The organism is Glutamicibacter sp. NPDC127525, assembly GCF_042672105.1.
Classification (GTDB): domain Bacteria; phylum Actinomycetota; class Actinomycetes; order Actinomycetales; family Micrococcaceae; genus Glutamicibacter.
In genome coordinates, this window is record NZ_JBHXVN010000001.1 from 383,276 (window position 1) to 406,299 (window position 23,024).

General features: G+C 58.9%; 20 protein-coding genes. 6 read left to right on the forward strand and 14 right to left on the reverse strand.

All coding sequences use genetic code 11. The annotated features are described in order from the left end of the window. Nucleotides 1–7: 7 nt before the first annotated feature. The 5 genes from ruvB to pdxT form a co-directional block, all read right to left on the reverse strand. Complete coding sequence (gene ruvB / locus ACFVHU_RS01720; protein WP_105661370.1) at nucleotides 8–1,057, reverse strand: Holliday junction branch migration DNA helicase RuvB; 1,050 nt, start codon at nucleotides 1,055–1,057, stop codon at nucleotides 8–10. A gap of 26 nt (nucleotides 1,058–1,083) precedes the next feature. Continuing rightward, on the reverse strand, nucleotides 1,084–1,701 hold the full coding sequence (ruvA, locus tag ACFVHU_RS01725; RefSeq protein WP_105661371.1) for a Holliday junction branch migration protein RuvA: 618 nt from the start codon (nucleotides 1,699–1,701) through the stop codon (nucleotides 1,084–1,086). Nucleotides 1,702–1,809: 108 nt separating this feature from the next. Beyond that, on the reverse strand, nucleotides 1,810–2,409 hold the full coding sequence (gene ruvC, locus ACFVHU_RS01730; RefSeq protein WP_105658276.1) for a crossover junction endodeoxyribonuclease RuvC: 600 nt from the start codon (nucleotides 2,407–2,409) through the stop codon (nucleotides 1,810–1,812). 3 nt (nucleotides 2,410–2,412) lie between these two features. Continuing rightward, nucleotides 2,413–3,171 carry a YebC/PmpR family DNA-binding transcriptional regulator gene (locus ACFVHU_RS01735; RefSeq protein WP_105658275.1) on the reverse strand — a complete coding sequence of 253 codons (759 nt, stop codon included), beginning with the start codon at nucleotides 3,169–3,171 and terminating at the stop codon, nucleotides 2,413–2,415. A 3-nt stretch (nucleotides 3,172–3,174) separates the two neighbouring features. Further along, complete coding sequence (gene pdxT, locus ACFVHU_RS01740) at nucleotides 3,175–3,786, reverse strand: pyridoxal 5'-phosphate synthase glutaminase subunit PdxT (RefSeq protein WP_105661372.1); 612 nt, start codon at nucleotides 3,784–3,786, stop codon at nucleotides 3,175–3,177. A gap of 159 nt (nucleotides 3,787–3,945) precedes the next feature. On the opposite strand from pdxT, the gene ACFVHU_RS01745 reads away from it, so the two are divergent. Both ACFVHU_RS01745 and ACFVHU_RS01750 read left to right on the forward strand, forming a co-directional pair. Then, on the forward strand, nucleotides 3,946–4,779 hold the full coding sequence (locus ACFVHU_RS01745; protein WP_332486101.1) for an aldo/keto reductase: 834 nt from the start codon (nucleotides 3,946–3,948) through the stop codon (nucleotides 4,777–4,779). Between the two features lie 43 nt (nucleotides 4,780–4,822). Next, the gene (locus ACFVHU_RS01750; protein WP_332595181.1) at nucleotides 4,823–5,458 is read left to right on the forward strand and encodes a DUF6226 family protein; all 636 of its coding nucleotides are present in this window, start codon (nucleotides 4,823–4,825) and stop codon (nucleotides 5,456–5,458) included. Nucleotide 5,459: 1 nt separating this feature from the next. Here ACFVHU_RS01750 and ACFVHU_RS01755 read toward each other — a convergent pair whose 3' ends face one another. Continuing rightward, nucleotides 5,460–6,677, reverse strand: coding sequence for a CapA family protein (locus ACFVHU_RS01755; RefSeq protein WP_332727545.1), 1,218 nt, complete (start codon nucleotides 6,675–6,677; stop codon nucleotides 5,460–5,462). Between the two features lie 76 nt (nucleotides 6,678–6,753). Here ACFVHU_RS01755 and ACFVHU_RS01760 point away from each other — a divergent pair, with 76 nt between their 5' ends. Continuing rightward, the gene (locus tag ACFVHU_RS01760) at nucleotides 6,754–8,766 is read left to right on the forward strand and encodes a M3 family metallopeptidase (RefSeq protein ID WP_388022118.1); all 2,013 of its coding nucleotides are present in this window, start codon (nucleotides 6,754–6,756) and stop codon (nucleotides 8,764–8,766) included. Continuing rightward, nucleotides 8,766–9,533 (forward strand): GNAT family N-acetyltransferase, encoded by a 768-nt coding sequence (locus tag ACFVHU_RS01765; protein ID WP_388022120.1) that lies wholly within the window; start codon nucleotides 8,766–8,768, stop codon nucleotides 9,531–9,533. Before ACFVHU_RS01760 ends, ACFVHU_RS01765 begins: the two co-directional genes overlap by 1 nt. Before the next feature lie 73 nt (nucleotides 9,534–9,606). Here ACFVHU_RS01765 and ACFVHU_RS01770 read toward each other — a convergent pair whose 3' ends face one another. The 3 genes from ACFVHU_RS01770 to ACFVHU_RS01780 all read right to left on the reverse strand — a co-directional run bounded on the left by ACFVHU_RS01770 (nucleotide 9,607) and on the right by ACFVHU_RS01780 (nucleotide 13,106). Continuing rightward, entirely contained in the window at nucleotides 9,607–10,167 is a 561-nt protein-coding gene (locus ACFVHU_RS01770; RefSeq protein ID WP_388022122.1) for a dihydrofolate reductase family protein, read from the reverse strand. Between the two features lie 27 nt (nucleotides 10,168–10,194). Continuing rightward, a complete protein-coding gene (locus ACFVHU_RS01775) occupies nucleotides 10,195–11,073 on the reverse strand; it encodes a class II glutamine amidotransferase (protein WP_388022124.1) in 879 nt (292 codons plus the stop codon). A gap of 284 nt (nucleotides 11,074–11,357) precedes the next feature. Further along, the gene (locus ACFVHU_RS01780; protein ID WP_388022126.1) at nucleotides 11,358–13,106 is read right to left on the reverse strand and encodes a hypothetical protein; all 1,749 of its coding nucleotides are present in this window, start codon (nucleotides 13,104–13,106) and stop codon (nucleotides 11,358–11,360) included. Between the two features lie 555 nt (nucleotides 13,107–13,661). Here ACFVHU_RS01780 and ACFVHU_RS01785 point away from each other — a divergent pair. Beyond that, complete coding sequence (locus ACFVHU_RS01785; protein WP_388022128.1) at nucleotides 13,662–15,764, forward strand: restriction endonuclease; 2,103 nt, start codon at nucleotides 13,662–13,664, stop codon at nucleotides 15,762–15,764. A 497-nt stretch (nucleotides 15,765–16,261) separates the two neighbouring features. Here the strand turns inward: ACFVHU_RS01785 and pdxS are convergent, their stop codons facing one another. From pdxS to ACFVHU_RS01810, 5 genes are all read right to left on the reverse strand, one after another. After that, nucleotides 16,262–17,164 carry a pyridoxal 5'-phosphate synthase lyase subunit PdxS gene (gene pdxS, locus ACFVHU_RS01790; protein WP_105658267.1) on the reverse strand — a complete coding sequence of 301 codons (903 nt, stop codon included), beginning with the start codon at nucleotides 17,162–17,164 and terminating at the stop codon, nucleotides 16,262–16,264. Nucleotides 17,165–17,361: 197 nt separating this feature from the next. Next, nucleotides 17,362–17,976 carry a hypothetical protein gene (locus tag ACFVHU_RS01795; protein WP_105658266.1) on the reverse strand — a complete coding sequence of 205 codons (615 nt, stop codon included), beginning with the start codon at nucleotides 17,974–17,976 and terminating at the stop codon, nucleotides 17,362–17,364. A gap of 154 nt (nucleotides 17,977–18,130) precedes the next feature. Continuing rightward, nucleotides 18,131–18,697: an HIT domain-containing protein gene (locus tag ACFVHU_RS01800; protein ID WP_105661379.1), complete on the reverse strand. Its 567-nt coding sequence runs from the start codon at nucleotides 18,695–18,697 to the stop codon at nucleotides 18,131–18,133. Nucleotides 18,698–18,720: 23 nt separating this feature from the next. Further along, nucleotides 18,721–20,736 (reverse strand): threonine--tRNA ligase, encoded by a 2,016-nt coding sequence (gene thrS / locus ACFVHU_RS01805; protein ID WP_105658264.1) that lies wholly within the window; start codon nucleotides 20,734–20,736, stop codon nucleotides 18,721–18,723. 120 nt (nucleotides 20,737–20,856) lie between these two features. Beyond that, nucleotides 20,857–21,492 (reverse strand): helix-turn-helix domain-containing protein, encoded by a 636-nt coding sequence (locus ACFVHU_RS01810; protein WP_105658263.1) that lies wholly within the window; start codon nucleotides 21,490–21,492, stop codon nucleotides 20,857–20,859. A gap of 80 nt (nucleotides 21,493–21,572) precedes the next feature. On the opposite strand from ACFVHU_RS01810, the gene ACFVHU_RS01815 reads away from it, so the two are divergent. Next, nucleotides 21,573–22,940, forward strand: a complete 1,368-nt coding sequence (locus ACFVHU_RS01815; RefSeq protein ID WP_133833313.1) for an MFS transporter — start codon at nucleotides 21,573–21,575, stop codon at nucleotides 22,938–22,940. Nucleotides 22,941–23,024: the final 84 nt, after the last annotated feature.

Here is a 23,024-nt window from a genome sequence, read left to right on the forward strand (position 1 = left end):
TGCTTGCCTAATCCTCATCGTTTTCATAGCTTTGCGCACTGGCGAAGATGGCATCCTTTGGCATCGCCAAGCCCAAATGCGCCCAGGCTCCGGGCATGGCAATACGACCGCGCGGGGTCCGGCCCATCAGCCCTTCACGCACCAGGTATGGCTCTGCGACAGTTTCGACGGTTTCGGTTTCTTCACCCACGGCGATGGCCAGGGTCGATAGCCCCACCGGTCCCCCGCCGAATTTGGTGCACAAGGCTTCGAGCACACCCCGGTCCAGGCGATCAAGGCCACGTGCATCGACCTCGTACATGTCCAAGGCGGCCTCGGCCGCTTGGGCATCGATCTCTTCGAGCTTATGCACCAGCGCCCAGTCACGCACGCGGCGCAGCAGGCGGTTGGCGATACGGGGCGTACCGCGGGAGCGTCCGGCGATCTCGGTGAACGCGGCCGAAGTGACGCTCAGATCAAGCATCATGGCCGAACGGCGCAAAACCAGTTCAAGCTCCTTGACCGCGTAGAACTCCAGATGGCCAGTGAAGCCGAAGCGGTCACGCAACGGGCCGGGCAATAGTCCGGCGCGCGTGGTTGCGCCAACGAGAGTGAAGGGCGGAAGCTCCAGCGGAATGGCCGTGGCGCCGGCGCCCTTTCCGACGATGATATCTACGCGGAAGTCTTCCATGGCCATGTAGAGCATTTCCTCGGCCGGCCGGGACATGCGGTGGATTTCATCGAGGAACAGCACCTCGCCTTCGGTCAGCGACGAGAGGATCGCGGCCAAGTCACCGGCATGCTGGATCGCTGGGCCGGAGGAAATGCGCAATGGCGCGTTCATCTCGGCGGCGATAATCATCGACAAGGTGGTCTTGCCCAGGCCCGGCGGGCCAGAGAGCAGAACGTGGTCCGCGGTGCGTTCGCGGATTTTCGCTGCTTCAAGCACCAGCGAGAGCTGCTGGCGCACTCGGGACTGGCCCACGAAGTCGTCGAGGTTCCGCGGGCGCAGGGCCGCTTCGATTACCCGTTCCTCGGGTTCGCTGCCGGCATTCGTGAGCCCGGTGGAGTCATTCATGATCAGTTGATCCTCTCGCAGACCGCTTAGGCGCGGGTTCCGCTGGACATGCTGCGCAGTGCAGCACGCAAGATTTCTGCGACGTTGCCGGTGGCAACGACATCTGGATCAGCCTTGGACAGCGATTTCAGGGTGCTGGTTGCATCCTTTTCGCTCCAGCCCAGGCCGGTCAGCGCCTCGATCACCTGCGGTTCCCAGACGCTCGCGTTGCCGCCGCCGGAAACCGGAGCCACTGGCGCGCCAGTCGGGATCAGCTTGCCGTTCAGTTCCAGCACGATGCGGCTCGCGCCCTTGGGGCCAATGCCCGATACCTTGGTGAAAGCGGCGGTGTCCTTGGTGTTCGCCGCGATGCGGACTTCCTCCGGAGAGTGCACCGCCAAGATGGCCAAGCCTGTGCGCGGCCCGATGCCCGATACGGAAACCAGGACCTCGAAGACATCGCGTTCCTCAGCGGTAGCGAAGCCGAAGAGGGTCATCGAATCCTCGCGGACCACCATGGAGGTGAATACCGTTGCCTCGCGTCCTGCCTGCAGGGTGGACAGCGTCCCGGGGGTGGCATTGACCAGCATCCCGAAGCCGTTAACGTCAATTACCGCGGTATTCAGGGCTACCGCCTGCACGGTGCCGGTCAATGAGCTGATCATGCCACTCCTTGGGATATATGTTCGATCGAACCCAGTTTATCGAAGATACCTACGAATATCGATCCGCCGCGTTCCCCGGTGGGTCGGGGCCGCTGCCGTGCTGGCCGGCTAGCGGCGCACTGCACGGCGCTTGGCCGACGCCTCGGCGGCAATCCACGCCTGCTGCGCACCGGTCAGCTGCGACGAACCACCGGCATTAGCCGCGGAGGCCGAGGCATTCGAGCCGGTGGCCGCACCGCGCCAGCCGTGGGTAATCGCCAAGGCCACCGCATCAGCGGCGTCGGCAGGCTTAGGCGGTTCATCGAGCCGGCAGATCTTGGCAACCATCTTGCCGATCGCCGCCTTGGTGGCCTGTCCCGAACCGGTAACCGCCGCCTTGACCTCGGTCGGCGTGTGCAGGGCCACGGGTATTCCGCGTCGCGCTGCCGCGGTGATGACAACGCCGGTGACCTGCGCGGTGCCGATGACCGTGGAGACGTTCGCCGATGCGAACACGCGTTCCAAGGCGAGCACATCGGGCTGATGCAGATCCAGCCATTCGTCGATGGCGTTGGCGATCTTCAAGAGCCGGGCATCGAGCGGAGTGCCCGGAGGGGTGCCGGCGACGGTGACGTCGACCAGCGAAACTTGCCTGTTTGCGGCGACGTCGACCACGGCAAGACCGCAACGGGTCAGGCCGGGATCGACGCCAACAACACGTAAGGCCAAGCCTTACTGCTCTTCGTCCAGCGCGGCGCGAACCTCGTCGGACAGATCAGCGTTGGTGTAGATGCCCTGGACATCATCCAGTTCTTCCAGCGCGTCGTAGAGCTTGAGGAACTTGCGAGCTCCTTCAACGTCCAGGTCGACCTTCATCGATGGAATGAATTCCATTTCGTCGGACTCGTAGGCGATGTCCGCTTCATCCAGCGCAGCGGCCACAGCGCGCAGGTCCGAAGGGTCGCAGACGATGGCGAAGTTCTCGTCCTCGTCCATGATCTCGTCGGCACCGGCGTCCAGCACGACCATCAGCAGGTCGTCTTCGGTCAGCTCGCCCTTGGGCAGGCGGACAACGCCCTGGCGGTTGAACAGGTAGGCGACCGAACCCGGGTCGGCGATGGTGCCGCCGTTGCGGGTGATGCCCACGCGCACCTCGGAGGCTGCACGGTTCTTGTTGTCGGTCAGGCACTCGATCAGCAGGGCCGAGCCCTGCGGGCCGCGTGCTTCATAGATGATCTCGGTGTAGTCGACGACCTCGCCGGTCAGGCCTGCGCCGCGCTTGACGGCGCGGTCGATGTTGTTGATCGGCACGGAGTTCTTCTTGGCCTTGCTGACAGCAAGTTCCAGTGCCGGGTTGCCGGCCATGTCGGCGCCGCCGGCACGGGCGGCAACTTCAATGCCCTTGATGAATTTTGCGAAGGCCTTGGCGCGCTTGGCGTCGATCGCGGCCTTCTTGTGCTTGGTAGTTGCCCATTTGGAGTGGCCTGACATGCTTTAAGCGTCTCCTCGCGTGAGATTGATGAAAAATTGGTGGATAGCGGTGCTGCCGGTGACTTCCGGGTGAAAGCTGGTTGCCAACAATTTTCCCTGGCGTACTGCAACAATTCTACCCTGTTCGTGATCCGTCCCCGCTTGAACGGTGCTGATCACTTGCACGTCCGGGCCAATTTGCACGGCTTCCGGTGCGCGGATGAACACCGCTTCGAGATTTTGCCCGTTGAAGTCCAGCTGGTGCTCGAATGAGTCGATCTGGCGCCCGAACGCGTTGCGCTTGACCGTCATGTCGATGCCGCCGAAGCTTTGCTGTACCGCGCCATCTCGCGAGATTGCAGGGTTCTCGATGCGATCGGCCAGCATGATCATTCCGGCGCAGGAGCCGTAGGCTGGCATGCCTGCTGCGATGCGCTCCTTGATGGGACCAGCTAGCCCGTAGTTGCGGGACAGCCGGTCAATCACCGAGGACTCGCCGCCGGGAATCACCAGCGCGTCAACCTGCTCCAAATCGACGACGGTGCGCACCATGTGCGTGCGCTGCCCGAGCCGTTCCAAAGAGGCCAGATGTTCGCGGAAATCCCCTTGCAGAGCGAGGACGCCTATTTTCGGCATGGTTCTAACCTTCATGGTGTTCAGTGGTTGGCAGCACGAAAAATGCGCCGAAATAACGTTAAACCCAGAGACGCCGTGCGCCTGTTTTGTTTCCCGGTGTGTCGCGGATTCTTCGACGCCGCCTCCCGGCAAGTGGTGGAACTTGGTAGGTTCAAGGACATGATTGCTGATATTTCTTCCCTCGAACTTGCCGGTGGCGTGAGCATGCCCTCGATCGGTTTGGGCACGTGGCCCATGCGTGGATACGAGGCGGCCGCAGCGGTGCTGTCCGCCCTCGACGTGGGCTACCGCCGCATTGATACAGCGGAGAACTACGAGAATGAGGACGCCGTGGGCAAGGCCCTGGCACAGAGCCGGCTTCATCGCGATGAAATTTTCGTAACCACCAAATTCAACAAGCAATGGCATTCGACCCAAGGCGTGCGCCAGGCGTTGGAGAACTCCCTGGACCGCTTGGGTCTTGAGTATGTGGATCTGTTCTTGATCCACTGGCCCAACCCCCCGCAGAACACCTATGTCGAAGCCTTCACTGAGCTGGGCAAACTAGTAGACGAGGGCAAGATCCGGGCTGCGGGAGTCTCGAACTTCAAGCCCTACCAGCTGCAGAACGTCCTGGATTCGGGGCTCGTGCCGGCGCTGAACCAGATCCAGGTTGATCCTGAACGGCAAAGCGTCGATTGGCAAGGTTTCAACACCGAGCATGGCGTTCGGACCGAATCCTATTCCCCGCTGGGACGCAAGAAATCTGGACTCCTTTCACATCCTGCCCTGGTCCGGATCGCCCAAGCGCATGGGAAGAGCAGCGCGCAGGTGACCTTGCGCTGGCATGTCCAGTCCGGGCGGGCAGCGGCACCGAAATCGGCAGACCAGCGGCGGCAGAGCGAGAACCTGGACATTTTCGACTTCCAGCTCACCCAGGCGGAAATGGCCGCCATCAATGCCATGGATACCGGTGCTGGCCCCTTCACCGATTCGGATGAGTTCGGGCACTGAATTCCCGCAATACCTGCATGCGGCAGAAACGGAGAACCCAAACATGCTTCACGGCTACCAGCGCCCAGATATCGAAGTGGCGGATTACTTCGACGAGCACGGTGCGCTGATCCCCTATGGCCAGCGCTGGGATGAGCAGCCTCCAGCGGAGAGCTATTCGCTGACCTCCCATGTGCAACGCTTTGCCCCGGTGCCGCAGGTAGCCCAGGCGTTGCTGGATTGCCTGCGCGAGCAGTTCGAGGTGCGTTGCTTCGAAGATCCCGGGCTGGCCAGGCAAATGCGGATTCAACCGGGCCATGTGGTGCGCTCTGTTCGCGTATTTCCGATGGATTCGCGCTGCGCGCCACTGGGCATGGTCTTCACCACGTTTCCCGCGGTGCACCTGGAGCTCGGCGCGTTGTACCGCGCGACATTTCCGCCGTGCGGCTGCGATGGATGCGACGAAGTTGTCCCAGAAATCCTTGAGGAACTCGAGATCCAGGTGAGTGCCGCCGCGTCCGGAGGATTCGGCGAGTTCCTGGATCGAGGCATGGACCGCCTCGTGCACTGTTTCGACGTTGACCGGACAGGATTCGGCGAGCAGTCCCGCGGCCTCGAAGACATATCGCCGGCACGGCTAGCCAGAGCACGCGCAATTCTTCCCTCAAGCCGCGTGTGGGCACCTTGGCCATTGCGCTAGGTCAGTCCAGCGTCCACTCTCGAAGTCCGTCGTCGAATGCGCCATAGGCATTCACTGTGGCCTCGCTGCGCTTCAAGGAGGCTTTTGCTTCATCTTCCCGTATGCATCCAGCAGCATCGAAGACTTGGCACCAGGCCACAGGTTCATTTGAGAGCTGGTGCGGTACCCACCGCAATTCGCTGACATCCCATTCGCCGGGCGCTCCCTGGGTAAACGTTGCCTTTACGCTGATGCCTTCGCGGTTGAGAATGGTTGGTGTGGCGTGTTTTGCCACGGAATTGCCCAAACCGTAGACGATCCAGGTTCCGTCGTGCTTCTCAATGGGCAATACCGAGTGGGTGTGGTGCATGTAGATGAAATCGAAGACACCGGACTCTGCCAAGGCTCGACCGAGCCTTTTCTGGGACGCTGTCGGTTCGGTGCTGTATTCAGCCCCATCGTGCACGGCAGCCACGACGATGTCCGCTCCCGCCTTGCGCGTTGCCTTGCCCCTGGCGATCAGTTGCTGCGCATCCACCCCGGTATCGACTTGCCAGTCAGCTTCTTCCGGCAAGCCATTGAGCGAATAGGTGCTGGTTACTACACCGAGCTTCACGCCTTCCATGTCCAGGATCGATGGCTTCTCGGATTCTTTTTCACTGCGGTAGGAGCCGGTCGCGAAAAGCCCATTCGCTTCCAGAGCGTCCAGCGTTCGCTCTACTCCGGCCGTCCCGGCATCTACCGTGTGATTGGTGGCAGTGGTGCATCCGTCGTAGCCAATAGCGCCGAGGTCGGCCAGGATTCGATCTGGGACCGTGAACCGCGGATACCCCGAATACGGAGGGACACCAATCGGTGTTTCCAGATTGCATAGCGCCACATCTGCGTCCTGGACATAGGGTGCCAGGCCCGCAAGCAAGGGGCTGAAATCGTAGTCGCCGCCGTTGCCCGTTTCCGCTCCAGCCGCTTGCTTCGCTTCATCCAATAGCTGCGGATGCAGCAGTACATCGCCGGTAACCATCAGCGATAGCTCTTCGGGTGCCGAAGGTGCGGCCGAGGCATCCGCTATGGCTGAACTCGGAGCCGGTTCCGGCGAGGCAGGAACGCTGGCCTGGACGGAAGGCTGCGGGGTTGCTGGTTCTGCGTGATCGCTTGGGACTGCAGAGCAACCGCCAATCAGCAATGCGGCCAGCAGCGTTGAGCTCAGCGGAAGAAATGCAGGCAGTGCACGTTGGGGCATGCATCGAGCCTAGCTCAGCTGGGCATCTGGGGTGTAAATGCAAGCTAAATCACGTTTTCCATGAAAACCTAGGCCTATGCAAAACCCGCTTCTGACTCCCAGTACCAGGCCCTACCAATGGCCAGCCTTCGACCAGCTCACCGCTGAGCATTACCTGGAGGCAGTCCGGCTCGGCGCAGCCGAACAGCGTGAGGAGCTGCAGCGCATCATCGACGATGCCCAGGCTCCCACTTTTGAGAACACTTTCTTGGCGCTGGAAGCCAGCGGGCAGACCCTGCGCCGTGCGCTCATGACGTATTTCTCGGTGATTTCCGCCCACGGCACCGAAGAGCTGCGGGCGATTCAGTCGGAGATTTCTTCGATCTGGACTAGGCAAGAAGATGAGATTTACCTAAACCAAACCTTGTACTTGCGTCTACAAGCTTTGAATTATGAGGGTCTCCAGGGTGAAGATGCCCGTCTAGCCGAGCAAACACTGAAGAATTTCCAGTTGGCCGGCGCAGGCTTGGGCGACGCCGAAAAGGACCAGTTGAAGGCACTGAACGCCAAACTCGCTGAGCTTTCCACGCAGTTCGCTGACCTCGTCCTGGAAAATCAGAATGCCCACGCTGTGCACTTCGACGATGCTGAGGAACTCGCAGGTCTTTCCAGCCAAGCGATCGAGTCCGCTGCGCAAGCCGCCAAGCAAGCAGGCCACGCATCGGGATACTTGCTGACGCTGGTTTCGCCTACCCAGCAACCGGTCCTGGAGTCGCTCGCGTCAAGCCAGTCCCGCCGCAAGGTGTTCAATGCCTCGATCAGCCGTGGCACCGAGGAAAACGCGACCATCCATGTGGCCGCCGAAATGGCACAGCTTCGCGCTGAACGCGCCGCTCTGCTCGGATTCGCCAACCATGCAGAAACCGTGCTCGACCAGGCCACTGCACCTTCCACCGCTGCGGTGGAAGAACGGCTGGCCGAGCTAACCAAGGCCGCCACCGCAAATGCCCGCCAGGAAGCCCAGGTGCTGGGCAAGATCGCCGGTGCCGAAATCAACGCGTGGGATTGGAAATACTTCTCCAACCAGGTCTTGCGTGAGGAGTACTCGGTGGATTCCGAGGCACTGCGCAACTACTTCGAATTAGACCGGGTCCTGGTCGATGGGGTCTTCGCGACCGCTACCAAGCTGTTTGGCATTACCTTCAGCGAGCGGTTCGACCTTCCCACCTACCACCAGGATGTTCGCGTCTTCGAAGTTTTCGACGCCGATGGCAAGCCGCTGGCGCTCTACACCGGCGACTACCTGACCAGGAATACCAAGAAGGGCGGTGCATGGATGACCAGCCTGCGCGATGCCGCTTCGTTCCTGGACGAGCGGCCAATCGTCACCAACACCTTGAACATCACCCCGTCTGCGCCGGGTGATCCGGTTCTGCTGTCCATGGATGAGGCAAATACGCTGTTTCACGAGTTCGGCCATGCGCTGCACGGGATGTTCTCCAGCGGAAAGTACGCTTCGCTTTCTGGCACCTCGGTCCCCCGCGATTTCGTGGAGTTCCCATCGCAGGTCAACGAGATGTGGATGCTCCACGAGGATGTCGTATCCGGTTATGCTATCCACCACCAGAGCGGCGAAGTATTGGACGATGCGCTGATCGAGAAGATCCGCGCGGCTTCGCTATGGGGCCAGGGTTTTGCAACCACTGAGTACCTTGCCGCCAGTGTCCTTGATTGGGCCTGGCACACCATCAGCGCCGGGACTGTTATCGAGGATCCGCTGCAGTTCGAACAGGACGTGCTTCAGGGCGCCGGCTTCGACTCCGCAATGATTCCGCCTCGCTACCGCACCGGTTATTTCCAGCACATTTTCGCCAATGGATACTCCGCTGGCTACTACTCCTACATCTGGAGTGAGGTGCTCGATGCCGACACTGTGCAGTGGTTCGAGGAAAATGGGGGCTTAATGCGCGAAAATGGTAATCGGTTCCGTGAGGAACTGCTTTCGCGCGGAAATACGCGCGATCCCCTTGAGTCCTACGAATTATTCCGCGGCCGCACCGCATTGGTTGAACCGTTGTTGCGCCGTCGAGGATTGGTGAACGCAGAATAATGACCACTATTGCCTCCGCACAGGAAGCACTAAGCCACTGGCATCAGGCACTTGCAGTCGCCACCGGCGGCAAGATCTTTACCACCCACGGATGCTCATGGGCATGGCAGCCAGTACGCAAGCGGCTGATCCTGCTGTTCCCCGAACAGCCAGAACAGGCGGGCCTGCGTCCGGCGCTAGCCGAAGGCCATCGGCTCGGCGCCCGGCGTGTGGAAGCTTGGGTTAACTCAGGCGCCCACGCGGATGAGCTGAGGGCGACCGGCTTCTCCGATAATGCCCAGGTTTCCTGGCATGCCGGCCCATTGGCCATTCCAATGGATCGTTGGACCGGCAAGATCCGCTTGGGCAATAACGTGCCTGAGGCCACGGGAGCTGATGCGGCCGAGCTGAATGTGACGAACCTTTGGCGCGAGACCAGCACCCAGCTCTCCAGCGGGCATCCGGCATTGCGCCGCGTCGAGCATGCCTTGGCTCGTACCGACGAGGGAGAGATCGTGGGCCGGGGCTTTGCCCAGCAGGGCCTGAACGGCCAGCTCATGGTGCATTCCTTGGCCGTAGGCAAGGAACATCGCCGCCATGGCGTTGGCACTGCCTTGCTCCATGGCCTGTCGCGATCAATGATCAATCCGCTGTCGCCGCCAGACGATGAGGTACCGCAGGAGCTGCTCGCTGCCGCCACGCCGTCGAGCGCCGACTTCTTCAGCGCCAATGGGCTCAAGCTCCTTGGTCGTGGACGCCACATGATCTTGCGCTCCTGGAAGCAGTAGGGATCATCTAATACGGCAGGACCCCAACCGGCCCCGGGATTTCCCGTGGCCGGTTGAGTTCATTAAGGCTTGCTCACCGGTTCGGAAGAACTCTATAGACAAGTCGAGCGAACGGCCCGGCCTGCCTTGCTTCAGCCAGTTCCAATCGATCGCTGCCAATTCTTCGCGGCAGCAAGGCGGCACCCGCTGGCAGCGCTGCTGGAGCAATGGTCAATGCCAAGGAATCGAGCGCATCGATGTCCAGGAATTGCCCAAGAAGCTCCCCTCCGCCGAGCACCCAGATGTTCTTCTCCCCCGCGGTCTCGCGGATTTCGGGCAAGAACTCATTGACCGGGCCATTAACCAGGCGCACGTCTGCACCATCAGGAATCGGCAAGTCCCGCGAGGTAAAGACGTAGGTGGTGATCCCCTGATAGTATTCCTGCCACTTCTGCGGGTTCTCGATGAACTGCTCATTCTCGATCAGCCACTTATAGGTATTCGCGCCTTCGATATGAACGCCGACGTTCTTGGGCAGCAGGTCCGGGTCGGGTTCGTGGGCCCCGGGCACGTCAAAGAGCCACTGCAGGCTGTGGTTCTCATCTGCCAGATAGCCGTTGAGGGTTACTGCCGCGTCGAAAATAATCTGGCTCATGGCATTTAGTTTGCCACAGGAATGCACCTACATACCAAGGTCCACGGGTGCGAATACCGGGTCTCTTCCGGTACGCATGACCCCGATGGTTCCCGGAGGAACTTCATGCCAGGTATTGCGGCTCCAGTGCAGTTCCAATGGCTCGGACACCACTAGTTGGGCGTTTTCCGGCAATCGGTCTTCCTGCCCGTCTTCGGTAAGCAGCATGGTCGGCCCGTCGGCGTGGTAGAGCGAGGGCGCGATTGAGTCTTCGGCGTCCGGACTAACCCAGGGCAACACGACCAGCTGATGGCCATCCGAGGCGCAGATGGTCGCGCGGAAGGGTTCTGCTATCGCATGCTCAGCGCGCGCCTGCTCCACCCGGGCTACCATGCGCGACAGGCCAGCTATCGGATCATCGGCAAGCCCGTAGCTCAATGCCGAATAGAAGCACACTTCGGTATCGGCGTTGCCCAGTATTCCCGGATAGCGCACCGGGTCCACGTCGAAGGTCGGTTCGCGCTTGAGCCTGTCGAAGTCCGGAATTGACCCGTTGTGCTGGAAAATCCAGCCCTTATCGACGAAAGGTTGGCAGTTCTGCTCGGTGATGGTCCCGCCCGGCGCCGCGCACACATGGGCCAGGATGCATTCTAAGGCGATCTGCGCCGCCAGGTGCCGCAGATTCTGGCTGTCCGAGGCCGGTCCGATCTGCCGGTACTGTCCGAGCATTCCCGAGTACCCTGCCCAGGCCATGCCGAGCCCGTCGCCGTTGGTCGGGAAGGCATGGTCCGCGAAGCCGGAGTCGAGCTCATCCAGGGGAAGGTAGAGCTGGCGGGCATGCAGCCTCTGGTCGATCAGCGAATGCGTGGGACGCACGAGAATATCGGCGATGGCGATCGGGGAACCCCGATAGGAAGCCAGCGGCACATGTCAGCTTCTTGTGGTCGGCGCAAATTCCGGGTTCCACCAACCTACGCCCGGCGGCATCCACCGACAATTCCGGCCTGGGCCGTTTGCATCGTGCCAGATTCCGCCGTTGCCAGACTCGATGGACATTGGCCGGTGTTCGGTACGTTCGCCGTGCATCCTGGCCTGGGCCGCCACAGCAGAATGGCCACTCGAAGGCCCATGCTGGCACTGGAGCACGGGTGGGCTGCGGACACGCTGAACTCAGACCCGGCCATCCTGTTCACGAAATAGTTCGCAGAGAATTAGCCGAACTGGATGCTTCCAGGAGTCCAATCGACAACCTTCGCCGTTGTGACCGAGTCATCCGCTCCGGGCACGAGCCGGAACGTGTCCCCCGATTTTAGCCTTGCAAGGTCAACACCTTGTTCGAGCTGAACTGAATGCACACTACTCGCGAGGGGATGATCAACGGTGTAAGTCCGGTTCCCGAGAGCGAAGACGGGCGCTTCCACCTGCACGATGGTGCCACGGCCGGCGATAGCGTTGGTTACTACGTTCTTAATGGATGCTACCTCTAAACCGCCCTCGGGAACTTGGAACGTAAGTTCCGTCCAATTCCAGCGATGAGGAATGCCCCCGTACGTAGTGGCAAGGAGCGAGAGATGCCGGAATTGACGGTCGGTGATCTCAACGACCGAAGGCATGACAAGTGCAGGAGACGTATGTGTTTGAAGCAGGGTCCGGTGACGGGCGACGGGAAGATAGATCGCTTCCAGTGCAGAGGGGAGGACAGCACCATGCGCTCTGAGAAGTGCGCTCCCTGCCTCAGTTTCCACGGACATGACGTCGCTCTCGCGAATGCCAAATAACTCCTCGAGCTCATCACAGACCGACTCCGGATTACGCCCATCGACGTTTCCCATTTGAACTTTCGCTTCTGCGTTATCTCCCGGTTTGAAACGCAGCTCTAAGTTCAGCGACCGCTCTGGCGTATCGAGAACCAGACGCAGCCAGCCCGTTTGTGAACCGACAGTTTGGGAGGTAACTTCCAGTGGCATCCTGAACCGGCGTTGCCCGTTGCTCTCTGTACACCGCAGATATAGCAAGGGGATGTTGGCATGACTTCTTTCGAAAATGGAGACTGTGGACTCCACCGCTTCCTCATGAGCGAATGGACCACCTGTGGTTGTTATCCGGACCCGCACGTCTTTGAACGCAGTACCCCACGCTTCCCAAGCCTGGACTGCGGCATGCTCGGGTGTCCCGGGAATCGTCAGGAACTCAACGTCCATGAAGATCGGGTCAATTTTCGAGGCCTCGGGCGTGCGAGGCACAACGGATTCGTATTTCCAGCGGCAATCTCCAAGGTAAGTCATCCTGTGAAAGACCGCTGGATCGCCTTCGTGAGGCAGTGGTATTTCCTGATTGCTGGATACGGTGCGGGTGCCGTGCTCCATCCGATAGTTGTCGTGGATAGTGTTGCGGAGGGCATCGAGTGCGTCCTGTCGGGTCTCTATGGCATCAAGCATCTTCAACGGCTCTCCCCTTTCAACTGGCGAGGCAGCGAGCATGGCTTTCTGGCTAATGAACTGTTCCAACACCGCCTCACCGTAAGTAAACCGCTGCATAGTCTCGGGAAAGCGGTCTGCCAACCCCGAAATGAAGGCATCACCGGCCCACTGACAGGGGAATGCAACGCCCGCAGTGAGCTTGTCGAAGTCCGCGACTCGTTCCTCAGTAGGGGTCCACGGCGTGACCAGGTGATAGCGGATAATTGGCTTCCCACCGGGTCTGACATGCTCCTCAAGGAATCGTTTCCAAGAGTTCTTGACCTGGCCGAATTGATTACTGGAAATCGACGTCGTGAAGCCTTTGACCTGCCAAATCTCAACTCCGTCGGGTAATGTGCGGAGGATGTCGATCCCGCCATCCCCCTGCGAAGGATTAATCTGCCGCGCGTCGACGAATTCGCGGCGCAGGAGGGTTGCAATAAGGGACTCGATCGAGTCGCCACTTCGCTGCTGAATCAGCGGCCAGTCATAGGTTGGCATGATCCAATACTACGAATTAATTCGAGCATCTGGCGATCCGCTCTCCAATTGATTTCCCTGGTCAAACTTCGGCGGCAGGCCACGGTACGCTTCTGGGTGGGAAGCGAAAGGCTACAAGCGACCAACGATCTAGGCAGATTCTTAGGTCGTGTAGGGGCCAGGCAAACCGATAGCGGGAGGTTGAACTCGAAGAATTCGTAGACTCACTCCATTCGCTGCCGAGCGGCCCCGTGAGACTAACAGGCCTAGCTGTTCCCACAGCAGCAATGTAGGCACCGACTAATCGAGGGGCCCATTCGGTTGCCGTGGCGCTGATCGGTTCAATGAACAGATCTTCAGCGGTTCCCAGCGATCCAATCGTAACTAGACAGATTGGTCTGGTGCCTTACCCAAATCTTTTGATGCCTTTCCCGACATGCGGTTATGGTTCAACAGGCATGTAAACAATCTTCAAAATCCAATCTATTCATGCGCATTTCGAGATTCACAAATCAATTTCGAGATTACATAAATGACTTCCATAATTATTGTGATCATTTCCCATAGACTTGATCCATGTCATCGACAATCACCGAAGCGAACTTTCCCGTGGAAGACCAACGGGCCCTATGGCGTAGACAGTCTGCGAGCTTACCTTCGCTCCATGGTGGGAAGCGCGCATGGCTAAAGCTTATTTTCGAGCTGGTATCACAAGTGCAAGCAGCGGGTGCGGATATCATGATGAATGCCCGTCCGAATATACCTGACACAGTATTCAAGGATTCCGAATCACGATCAGGAGCATCAGCCGTACGAGAGCCATTGACGTGGGGCGAGTACAGCAGATTCCTCAAGGCTGCAGGCCTCGTTCGAGCGGAAGACGCCAAACTAGTGCTCACCGGTGTCGGCCATGAGTATCTAATCACCGGTTCACCATCCGTTCTGGGTACGTCACTAGCAAGATGTTTCCGGCTACTCTCAGAATCACTGAATTTTATTGCAAGTTCACCAGAAACCGTGGAGGAAGTTGATGAATTCCTCAAAGCTGCTTACCACACCGACTGGAAAAGCCTTGGTGGCGTTCGTGCGCGCCTAGATTGGCTCGATGCCCTCGGTGCAATTGAGGCGACCGCGGGTCGACGGTGGATGATCACTTCTATTGGCCAAGAGATGTTGATGGCTTGTCGCTTGGTCACCCCGGAAGCACTTGAAATCGAAGCAGCTCCAGTTGAAACAATAGAGCCCGCGCCAATACAGATTAAAAACTTGCTGGCTGAACTGAGCGATGGAACTCGTTTGCAGTCGTCTCGGAGCACTTACAATATCTGGGTGCCGAGCCCGGCTACTCATTCAAACAAGGTGGAAAATCTACGTGTCATCGTGAATGCGTTGATCGATCCACTCAGTCGTTCCGAACTCCTCGGATTCATCGCCAACACATTCAGTCTTCGACGTTCCAGCGTGGACTCAATGTTGCCCTTCCTACGAGCTTCGGGACTCATCGTCGAGGTGGGTCTAGGTATATATCAAGCATCCCCTACGGCTCGTGCATGGCTCCAGTCAGGCAGCAACATTAACTTCATCCGGATTCTTCACGCCAATATGCGTTTCGTCGGTGAGATGATCCTTGCGGCGGAGGGCGGCGCGACTCGAGCCGATGTCTATGCTGAAGCAAAACGCCATGGTCTAAATGTGGATAAGTCCCGCTGGATCGCGGCATTCCTTATGGACACGGGGCTCATAGTGCCACCGAAATATGGCAGCCTGCGGACGACTCCCACAGGGGTAGCTCTTCTCGAAGAGCTACCCCTGGCAGAACCAGAAGTTCAGCCCGATTCTGATCCAGAAAATATTCCTGCATCAGACAACAAGTCAGCTTTCTGTTCTTCGAGCCTATCCGAGTCATTAGACGAACTTTCCCGCACGCCTATGGCGAAAGAACGAGGGGCTGGGAAGGCCTTTGAACGGGCAATCAGTGACGCCTTCACTCTCATGGGATTCGATGCCCGCGTACTTAGTGGTTCAGGCACCACAGACGTACTCGTAAAATGGCGAGACCACAAGGGTGCAAAACGTACCTCAATTGTCGAAGCCAAATCGCGTTCCAGCGGTAGCATCTCGCACACGGATGTCAGTGATGTTGCACTTGAATCACATAAAGTTCAACATCATGCTGATCACGTTGCGGTAATTGCCCCAGCGTTTGTCGGCGACACGATCAAGAATATGGCGCGGGCACGTAACTGGACTCTCATCGACGCATCAATGCTTGGAGCCATCGCGGACAAGGCGCTAGCGCTAGGTATCGGACCTGAATTATCGGGAGCGTTATTTGAGTCCAACGGCGGTGTCGACGCAACTATGAAGGCGATTGCCGACAAACAACGTGAGCTCGCAGTCCTCACATACGTGGTCGGGCAGCTTGCCGAAGAGGCAAAGGAATCAGGTGACCCGATCACGCCTCGCGACATATCTAGAGATGGCCGCCGAAGTGAAGTCAAGCCTTCGGTTAGTGAAGTTCTCTCGGCCCTTAGTACCTTGCAAGAACTCGCACCGGGTGCGGTCCGGAAGACAAACGAGAACAACGATCCCAAATTTTCTAGTTTCGAGCTTGGTAGCCCTCGCTCCTCGGCATTAGGTCTACGAGCAATCGCGGAAGCAATCGAAGCGCCACTTTGAGTAACGGTGCCATGGAAAACATATACGACAGATGAAGCGAACCCATCAGTTGGACTGTCCAAGTGACACCTCAGACATACCAGACGAAGGCTGGTCCATTCATAGAAACAGCAATTGGATGTCTCTCCGAGATGACTCGCAAAGTGTGGAACAAACGCCCACTCATTTTTGGATCGACACAGATCAAGACAGTGGACCTTGGTTGGCCTGAGGTTCCACGACACAGCGATGAATCTCGGACAATACACCTTGTTTCAGTCCAAAATGCGGAATGACCCACTCGATCTGCTCACATGAGATGGATGTTCAGCAGACGTTTATTGGCTCGGTGGGAGCGTTAGTATGTGACTGCTTGTCAAGATGCAACTGTAGACAACTTTATCGACGGATACGCCGTTTAGACTACGGTTTCCACCCGACTCACTGCTCTGGGAACGTCAAGCCCACGCCACCGGGAATTCGGTGGCGTGGGCCTGCAATGCTGGGAACGTCGGCGCTTACCAGCCGCGCTCCGAGAGGCGGTGCGGTACCGGCACATCGGCGACGTTGATGCCGACCATTGCTTCGCCCAGACCGCGGGAGATCTTAGCCAGCTCGTCCGGGTTGTCGAAGAAGGTGGTTGCCTTCACGATGGCCTCGGCGCGCTGCACTGGGTTGCCGGACTTGAAGATACCCGAGCCGACGAACACGCCGTCGGCGCCCAGCTGCATCATCATCGCAGCGTCGGCCGGGGTGGCGATGCCGCCAGCGGTGAACAGCACTACCGGCAGCTTGCCGGTCTGCGCGATTTCCTTGACCAGCTCATACGGTGCCTGCAGCTCCTTAGCGGCCACGTACAGCTCATCTTCCGGCAATGCGGCCAGCTTGGCGATCTCTGCACGGATCTTGCGCATGTGCCCGGTGGCGTTCGAAACATCGCCGGTGCCGGCTTCGCCCTTCGAGCGGATCATTGCGGCACCTTCGTTGATTCGGCGCAATGCCTCACCGAGGTTAGTGGCACCGCAAACGAATGGAACGGTAAAAGGCCACTTATCGATGTGGTTCTCGTAGTCTGCTGGCGAAAGGACCTCGGACTCGTCGATGTAGTCGACGCCGAGGGACTGCAGGATCTGCGCCTCGACAAAGTGGCCGATGCGCGCCTTGGCCATTACCGGGATGGAGACCTCGGCGATGATGCCGTCGATCATGTCCGGGTCGCTCATGCGCGAGACGCCGCCCTGGGCACGGATGTCCGCAGGAACGCGCTCCAGAGCCATGACGGCCACGGCACCTGCATCTTCAGCGATGCGTGCCTGCTCTGGGGTGACTACGTCCATGATGACGCCGCCCTTGAGCATTTCGGCCATGCCGCGCTTGACGCGGTCCGAACCGACGACGGAGTTCTGGTTGTTCGTAGACATGGTGAGGAGGGGTTCCTTTCGACACTGCGGTGACTCGTTTTTGCCCCAGAATTTCGGGGATATAAGCGAGGTGGTACGCCAGTAATCGTAGGATCGCTTTGCTTTATTACCTCGCGTGTTGCGTCATAATTGGCAGATAGTAGATTTATCCACCAGTTACGAGTTAGTGCGTAACATTGGCAATCTCTACTAAACAACTAGTCAGAGTGCTTTTTGCCGGTGAATATTTGGCGTGACGCTATTGCATCCGACACTTGATATTTTGCTGGCTGACCGTAGCCTTCAGGATTAGCTGCTTCAATGCGCGCCACTTCCTCAGACATAAATTGCACCAGCGGAACGTCGCCGTTGATATCTTCGGCTACGGAGCGCAATTGCTGCGCATATGCCAGCAATCGCGGAGTGAAGTGTTTGGTGTAGGAGGGGTCCGGGTCGCTGGCACGCTGATGGACGGATTCAAAATTTTTGGCAAGGTCCTCGATTGCCGGTTTAACTGACTCCATCACCTGCACCAATGCCCGGTCCGCCGCTTGCGAGATCGCAACTAGGCTCAATTGGTAGTGGTGCTCGGTGGCCACAGCCGCCGCGAGCCGTTCCAGCGGATCCAGGGTATCGAGCCAACCGCGCAGGAACCTGTCGCAGTTTGCATCATGCTCGTAGCTCAGGTCTTCAAGCAGCTGATCAATCATGCCGATTGAGTAGCGGGCTGCACCTTGGATGGCGAAACGCATTTCATGCTCGGATCCACTAATAATCCAGTCGCGGATTTCTTCGATGGTGCCGATTGGTTCAGGGGACCTGGGAATATTCAACGATGCTCATTTCAGGAAGAAGTTGCTCCAACATGCCGCAACAGTCTATTTGGTCTTGCATTGCAGCAGGCCAACATCGTGGCTTTTGCATTAAATGACGTTGGGCCCGACAGAACATTTCCATGTTCTGCCGGGCCCAAGTACCAGCTATTGCCTAGTTCGGGGTTTCGCTGTCCCACGCTTCGGCAATGGCACTGCGAACCTCGGACAAGGTCTGCGGGATTGCCTTGGTCTGCGCGATGATAGGGAAGAAGTTCCCATCCCCGTTCCAGCGCGGCACGATGTGCTGATGCAGGTGCGCGGCGATGCCTGCTCCCCCGGCTTCGCCCTGGTTCATGCCCAGGTTGAAACCGGCGGGGTTGGAGACCTTGCGCAGCACGCGCATTGACTGCTGCGCCAACGCTGCCATTTCGGCCGTTTCCTCCACCGTGATATCGGTGTAGTTGGGCACATGGCGGTACGGGCACACGAGCAGGTGGCCCGGGTTGTACGGGAACAGATTCAGGATCACGTAGCAGGTTTTGCCACGGTGCACGATCAGCGCTTCTTCGTCGGTACGCCCAGGACCGGCGCAGAATGGGCAACTGGCCTCATCCTTGACCTGGTCCTGTCCGCCCTTGATATAAGCCATCCGGTAGGGAGTCCACAGGCGCTGGAACGAATCCGGCACTCCGGCGAGTTCAAAGTCGTCGGTGACGGACCGGTCTGCTTGTTCCTGCATGCTTGGTGGACTCCCTATCCGAACTAGTTGTTGTTGTCGCGGCTCTTGATGGCTTCAACGATGCGGGCTACCGCATCGTCGACTGGAACCTGGTTCTCCTGGCTGCCATCGCGGAAGCGGAAGGACACGGCGTTTGCATCGGCATCTTCGCCACCGGCGATGAGCACGAATGGAACCTTGTCCTTGGACGCGTTGCGGATCTTCTTCGGGAAGCGATCCGTCGAGTCATCCAGTTCCACGCGGACACCCTGCGCCTTGAGCTTGGCAACAACTTCACCGAGGTAGTCGTTGAAAGCCTCGGCCACTGGGATCGCGCGAACCTGTACCGGCGAGAGCCATGCGGGGAAGGCACCTGCGTAGTGCTCGGTGAGCACGCCCAGGAAGCGCTCGATGGAACCGAACTTCGCAGCGTGGATCATCACTGGTTCCTGGCGGGAACCGTCGGCAGCCTGGTACTCCAAACCGAAGCGCGCTGGCTGGTTGAAGTCGTACTGCACGGTGCCCATCTGCCAGGTACGGCCGATGGCATCCTTGGCCTGGACCGAGATCTTCGGACCGTAGAATGCGGCTCCGCCTGGGTCGGCAACCAGTTCGACGCCGGATTCGGTGGCGACGCGCTCCAGCACGGCGGTAGCTTCATCCCACTGCTCATCCGAGCCGATGAACTTGTCCGACTCCGGATCACGGGTGGACAGCTCCAGGTAGAAGTCGTCCATGCCGAAGTCGCGCAACAGCGAGAGCATGAAGTTCAGCAGGTGCTCAACCTCGGCCGGTGCCTGCTCCTTGGTGACGTAGGAGTGGCTGTCATCCTGGGAGAAACCTCGCACGCGGGTCAGGCCGTGGACCACGCCGGACTTCTCGTAGCGGTAGACGTGGCCGAATTCGAATAGGCGCAGCGGCAATTCACGGTATGAACGTCCGCGGCCGCGGAAGATCAGGTTGTGCATCGGGCAGTTCATGGCCTTCAGGCGGTATTCCTGGCCCTGCTTGGTGATGTTGCCATCTTCATCGCGCTCTTCATCGATGTGCAGCGCCGGGAACATGGTGTCCGCGTAGTACGGCAGGTGGCCCGAGGTGTGGAACAGCCCATCCTTGGAGATGTGCGGGGTGCCCACGTACTGGAAGCCTTCTTCGACGTGGCGGTCGCGCACGTAGTCTTCCATTTCGCGCTTGATGATGCCGCCCTTGGGGTGGAACACCGGCAGGCCCGAGCCCAGCTCATCGGGGAACGAGAACAGGTCCAGTTCGGCACCGAGCTTGCGGTGGTCGCGGCGCTCGGCTTCGGCCAGGCGCTCCTGGTAGGCCTTCAGGTCGTCCTTGGTTGGCCATGCGGTGCCGTAGATGCGCTGCAGCTGCTTGTTCTTCTCGCTGCCCAGCCAGTAGGCGGCAGCCGAGCGAGTCAGCGCGTAGGCGTTCTTGATCAGCTTGGTGTTCGGCAGGTGCGGTCCGCGGCACAGGTCCTTCCAGACAGTGTCGCCGGACTTGCGGTCCACGTTGTCGTAGATGGTGGTTTCGCCAGCGGCCACCTCAACGGTGACGCCTTCGCCGGAAGTGTCGGCGGAGTCGGCCTTGGCCAACAGCTCGCACTTGTATGGCTCGTTGGCCATTTCAGCCTTGGCTTCCTCCGGGGAAACTTCGCGGCGGACAAAGAGCTGGTTCTGGTTGATGATCTTCTGCATCATCTTTTCCAGCTGCTTCAAGTCTTCTGGGGTGAATGGGTCCTCGACATCGAAGTCGAAGTAGAAACCGTCGGTGATGTAGGGGCCGATTCCCAGCTTGGAGTCCGGGCGCAGCTGCTGCACAGCCTGGGCCATCACGTGGGCGGTCGAGTGGCGCAGCACCTCCAATCCTTCTGGATCATTGATGGTTACGCGGGTGACAGTGGTTCCGGCTTCCAGTTCGCGGGCCAGGTCGCGCAATACGCCATCGACGTGCATGACAACCACGTCTTTATCGTTGGCAAAATGCTGCAGACCGGTCGTTCCCGCGTCCACCTGTACCTGCTCGCCGTCAATGGTGAGAGTCAGCTGCTCGCTCATGAGATCGGGTTCTACCTTTCAATCTGTGATGGCTTCATAGCTTGTGGCATACCTTGGCCACAGCCAGCCAGAATCCAGTTTAGTTCAGGACCCCACCTCAGCGTGCGTTTACCTCGGGTTTTACGAAGATTGATCGCCCTCTTGTGACTCGTTCAACAGCGAATCTGCGTTGAACAGGCTCATGACATGCCAGATTTCACGATCGCCCGCGGGCTGCGAACTGGTGACTTTGCCGTTTTTCAGATCCTCGCGGAAAGCCGGAATCACTTCTTCCATGCGGCGCATGAGTTCGTCGCATTCATCTTGGGTAAGCATCAGGTTGCTCGTTTGCATCTGCGCTTTAATCTCCCCGGGCTCTTCGCCGCGATAGTGCCTTTCTGCATGCCGAAGCGTCGCTTGCAGGCGGCGTTGCTCGTCATGGACCACTTGGCTGAGGTAGGCATCCATGGCCGTCCCGGTCTGGTCCTCCGGGCGCTCTCCCACTTTGCCGGTCGTATAGCCGCGAGCCGCAGGTTTCCATACGCGGTCACGCCTATCGCGCGCCAGTTCCGGAACTTCAACGATCATGTCGGCTTTGGCCAGCTCACGCAGATGGAAACTGACCTTGTTCGCGGGTACGCCAAGAGCCTGCGCGAGGTCTGCCGCGCGTGCGGTTTCCATTGCCGAAAGCGCGTCAAGGATTTGCCGACGCAAGGGGTTTGCGATGGCCTTGAGCATGGGGGTGGTGAATGTGACCGGTGGCTCATGGTTGCTCATAAGCACAGCATAGCAATCCCACAAATAAAGTTGCGCAAATTCTATTGCGCAACTTTATTTGCGAATCTATAGTTGGTGCCATGACCAGCATCCAGGCCAACGATCCATCAGGCACCACAGCGATTATCACGGAGCCTTTGCCGCCTTTGCGCGTGCAGCGCAACTACCGGATGTGGCTGCTGGCGGACTCAACGGCTTTGCTGTCGGGCAGTATTTACGGGTTCATCTTTCCTTTGATCTTGCTGTCCGCTACGGGGTCCCCGGTTTTGGCCGGAACCCTGGCCGCAGTGGGAATGGCAGCACGGGCGAGCGTAATTTTGGCCGGCGGAGCCATGGCGGATCGTACCGACAAGGCTCGGATGATTCTCATAGGAAGTTTCGCCGGTGCTGCAATCACGGCAGCCATGGCCCTGGGCAGCAGCGTCGGTTCACTGCCGGTTGCCTCCTTATGCCTTGCCCACATCCTTATGGAACTGCGCGGCGGGTACTTTGGGTCGACAACTAATGCCGCCCTAAAGGATCTTGTACACCCCAAACAGCTCGGCCGCGCGATGGCGGCGAATCAAGGCCGCGACTCGGTGCTGATGCTCGGCTCCGCTCCCCTGGGCGGCGTGCTTCTGGGATTAGGCGGTGGCATTGCCCTGCTCATCGTCAGTGTCCTGAATCTGATCGCTGCGGCCAGTGGATTTGCACTGCGTCGTCCATTGCGGGCAGCCAAGCTATCTGGGCAAGATTCCAATGGCACCAGCAATGATTCCGAAGAGGAAGTGGCCCACGGAATTCTGGCAGGCATGCACTGGTGCTTTTCCCGGCCACAGCTGCGCGCTCTGCTGATTTTGATTACGGTCGTCAACATCGGCGTCAACGGGCTGATGACAACGCTGATCTACGGACTTCAACAGCGTTCCGAAGAACCCTGGGTTATCGGGTTAACTTCTACCTTCATGGGCGCTGGAATGCTGCTCGGATCGTTGGTCGCAACGAAGCTCATCGATAAATTCCGCAGTGGTTTACTGACCTGCACCTGTCTCACCATTTTGGGTGTAGCCATGCTGCTCATCGGGTTTAATACGAACCTGCTCTGGATGGGGACCATGCTGATGATCAGCTTCCTCAGCGTTCCAGCTCTCAACGCTGCGGTGGGTGGATACTTCATGGCCTCCATTCCGAAGCAAATGTCTGGGCGCGCTAATTCCCTAATCACCTTTATGGCACTGGCCGCTTTGCCCTTATCTCCGCTGCTTACCGGATTTGGTCTGGAATCGGTCGGCATGGGACCAACGCTGATATTTTTCGGGGCATTCGTTTCCTTAGCAGCAGTCTTGGCCTGGCTCTCACCGCAGGTACGGCGCATACCCCGTCCTGAGCATTGGATGGCGGCATCGCCCGAACTCACCAGCGCATCCGCCCCTCAACAATCCCCCGCCCCAGCGGCCTCCACCGAATAGGAGTATCCAAAGTGAATTCCGATCCCACGTCGCCCAGCGATTTCCGGCTCAAGCGATCAGCCCGGAAGCGAATCTTCAGCAGCG